This window comes from Aquabacterium sp. UBA2148 (assembly GCF_002328915.1).
In the GTDB taxonomy this organism is placed as follows: Bacteria; Pseudomonadota; Gammaproteobacteria; order Burkholderiales; family Burkholderiaceae_C; genus Aquabacterium; species Aquabacterium parvum.
The window spans coordinates 13043-13489 of record NZ_DCXA01000292.1; the positions used below are offsets into that span (position 1 = coordinate 13043).

The 447-nt window shown below is 65.1% G+C and carries 1 protein-coding gene; it reads left to right on the plus strand.

Annotation, left to right across the window (positions count from 1 at the left end):
* On the plus strand, positions 1-447 hold a 447-nt coding region (locus B2W70_RS16180; protein WP_286747223.1), incomplete at both ends, for a PAS domain-containing protein.

A 447-nucleotide genomic window follows, 5' to 3' on the forward strand; every position in this document is an offset into this window, starting at 1 on the left:
TCGAGCTCGCCTACCGCAATGCCCCCTTGGCTTACTTCTTCCTGCATGCCAGGCGGGGCATCGAGCGCTGCAACCCGGCAACGGTGGAACTGTTTCACGCGCTGGCCGCGCAAGACCTGACCGGGCTCAAGCCCTGGGAGCCACCGCTCAGCGGCTCCGATGAGGGGGAACAAGAAGCCCTGGCCCAGCTTGCCCAGGGGCACATGCAGGCGTGCCGAGACAGCCAGGCCGCCGTGCGCTTTGAATGGGCGCATCGCCGCCTGGACGGAGCACGCTTCGATGCCGACGTCACCATGATGAGCTTGTGCGACGAAGACCCCGACCTGTTTTTCGTCATCGTCGAAGACATCACCCAGCGCAAGGCAACGCAAGCGGCCTTGAATGCGGCCACCGAAGACGCCCAGGCCGCAGCCAGCGCCAAATCGGCTTTCCTGGCCAACATGAGCC